Source organism: Flavobacterium limi, from assembly GCF_010645075.1.
Lineage (GTDB): Bacteria > Bacteroidota > Bacteroidia > Flavobacteriales > Flavobacteriaceae > Flavobacterium > Flavobacterium limi.
In genome coordinates this window covers 1-2429 of record NZ_JAADZV010000028.1, presented here as the reverse complement: position 1 = coordinate 2429, position 2429 = coordinate 1, and the positions used below count along the sequence as shown (strand labels likewise).

Below are 2429 nucleotides of genomic sequence, written 5' to 3'. Positions count from 1 at the left end.
TGCAAATTCCGGTTATATTGATCACCCCATTCCGTTTTAAAGTGAGCACCTGATTCCAGTTCAAAATGACCACCTAATTCCGGAGCAAAATGACCACCTCCGTTTTTGATTAAAAACTATATTTTTTCATCTGTTAATTAGTATTCAAATATAATAAAATATCACCCTTTGTTTATTCCTCTTTTCTTTCTCATCGATTCTCCATGTAATTCAAGCCTATGAGATTGATGTATAAGTCTGTCTAATATTGCATCGGCTATCGTTTTTTCTCCAATTATATCATACCAGCCTTGAACCGGGATTTGTGATGTCACGATTATAGAGCCGTTATTATGCCTGTCTTCTATGATCTCCAAAAGAGTAATTCGGTTATGGCTGTCAAGTGCCTGAAGTCCAAAATCATCAAGTATGATAACATCCTGTCTTTGTATTTTGGTAAGTTCCCGCAGATAAGTGCCATCTGCTTTAGCCATTTTTAGTCTAGCAAACAATTTTGAGGTATTAAAATAACTTACCTTAAAACCCTGTATACAGGCTTGATAACCTAATGCGGTACCTAGATAACTTTTACCGACACCGGTGCTTCCAGTGATTAAAATGTTTTCATTTTTCTCTATAAATTCGCATTCTGCCAGACGCAGTACCATGTTTCTGTCCAGATTACGTGATACATCAAAATTGATACTTTCAATATTTGATTTGTAATGGAACTTGGCATTAGTGATACTCCGTTCAATACGACGATTATACCTTTCATCCCATTCTGCATCGATAATCATCGATACAAACTGGTCAAGGGTATAATGATCTGTTTTTCCGCTTTCAATGGCTGTTTTAAAAGCATTAAACATGCCATAAAGCTTCATTTGTTTCATTTTGGTTACTGTGGATTCATTCATTTTTTCAAGATTTAATTTAGTTATAATAATGTTTTCCTCTTATGTTACTGTGATCGGGAAGTTCCTGCTCAGGTTCTTGATCAAAATCAATATGATCCAAGTTGTTTTCTAAAATATTTTGTATGGTCTTAAAATTGTAAATTTTAAAATCAAGTGCCCGCCTGCAGGCATTTATTAATCGCTGTCTGCCTACCTTTTTTTCAAAATTCAGTATTCCTAAACAACTTTTATAAGCTTGTTCCGGATGATTTCTGCTTTCGATTATCTGCATTATATATTCTCCCACTGACTCATCAATATTATTTGCCCATTCAATGAAGCGGGCAGCACTCCACTCAGCTACAAATTGATGTGTACTTGCTAAATGCTCAGGGGTTGTTGTATAGACATAAGGTTTGTAGTTTCTTGGATGTACAGCTATTCGATTGTATTTATAATAAATCTCTACCGTTGATTTGGTATATAACAGCTTTGCTTTCTTTTTTACATATTGATACGGAACGCTGTAATAGTTTTTGTCCTGGCTTAATTGAACATGACCGTTCTGCATTACTGTTGCAAAAGATTGGTATTTAATTTCAAAACGATCTTGTGGCAGTGGACGTAGTTTTTCTTTCTCGTCTTCTAAAAACAATTCCAAACGGGAATAAGGGCGCCCTGTCAGCTTCCTATTGTTATGAGAGTCAAGTAAATCCCAGATCTGCTGATTTAATTGTTCCAGAGAAAAGAACTTGGTTTCTTTTATGGTTACATAAATCCTTCGATATAATATCTTAACAGCTCCTTCAACTAATGATTTGTCTCTGGGCCTGTAAGCTCTGGCAGGTAAAATTGTAGTTTCGTAGTGTTCTGCTAAATCAGCCAGGGTTTCATTGATTGTCGGTTCAAAACGACTGCTTTTTATTACAGCAGATTTTAAATTATCCGGAACAATGGCAGCAGGAGTACCTTCAAAAAAGCGCATGGCATTCTCTACTGAGTCAACAAAGTTTTCCTTCTGCTGGCTCATGGAAGCTTCAGCATACGTGTATTGGCTGGCTCCTAATATTGCTACAAAAAATTGTACTTCTTTGACTTCTCCGGTATCTATATCAATAATTGAGAGTGTCTTTCCGGCATAATCGACATACATTTTATCACCAGCCTTATGGTTCATATGCATGACCGGATTAACTCGTCTGCCCCATATATTGTAGTGATAATGAAATTGTGAAGTTCGATAACCATCCGGATTTACAGCAATATATTGTTCCCACATATGCTGTACGGTAACGCCGACTTTTTTTAGTTCGCGTTCCATCTTAGGAAAAAAATCATAAAGTGTCTGTAATCTCGGGCTAATGGCCTCTACACTAGTCTGGGAGAATAAAAGTTCCAGCTCTGCATCGGTTTTTTGGTCGATTAATTCAAAGCTTAATCCGAGAACTTCAAATAAAGAAATATATTTCTTTACCGTATTTCTTGAAAGGGATAAGTAGCTACTTATAAATAACTTACTCTTTCCATTACAATAGAATTTAATTACTTTTC

General features: G+C 35.9%; 2 protein-coding genes. Both read right to left on the bottom strand.

The window, feature by feature from the left end; genetic code table 11:
* Positions 1-161 precede the first annotated feature (161 nt).
* Complete coding sequence (gene istB / locus GXM16_RS22660) at positions 162-899, bottom strand: IS21-like element helper ATPase IstB (protein WP_163396767.1); 738 nt, start codon at positions 897-899, stop codon at positions 162-164.
* Between the two features lie 16 nt (positions 900-915).
* Positions 916-2429: IS21 family transposase (istA, locus tag GXM16_RS22655; RefSeq protein WP_208797411.1), on the bottom strand; the 1514-nt coding region annotated here is incomplete at its 5' end.

Coding starts and splice junctions, on each gene's coding strand:
- istB (WP_163396767.1), bottom strand. CDS start 899: ATGAATGAATCCACAGTAACCAAAATGAAACAAATGAAGCTTTATGGC.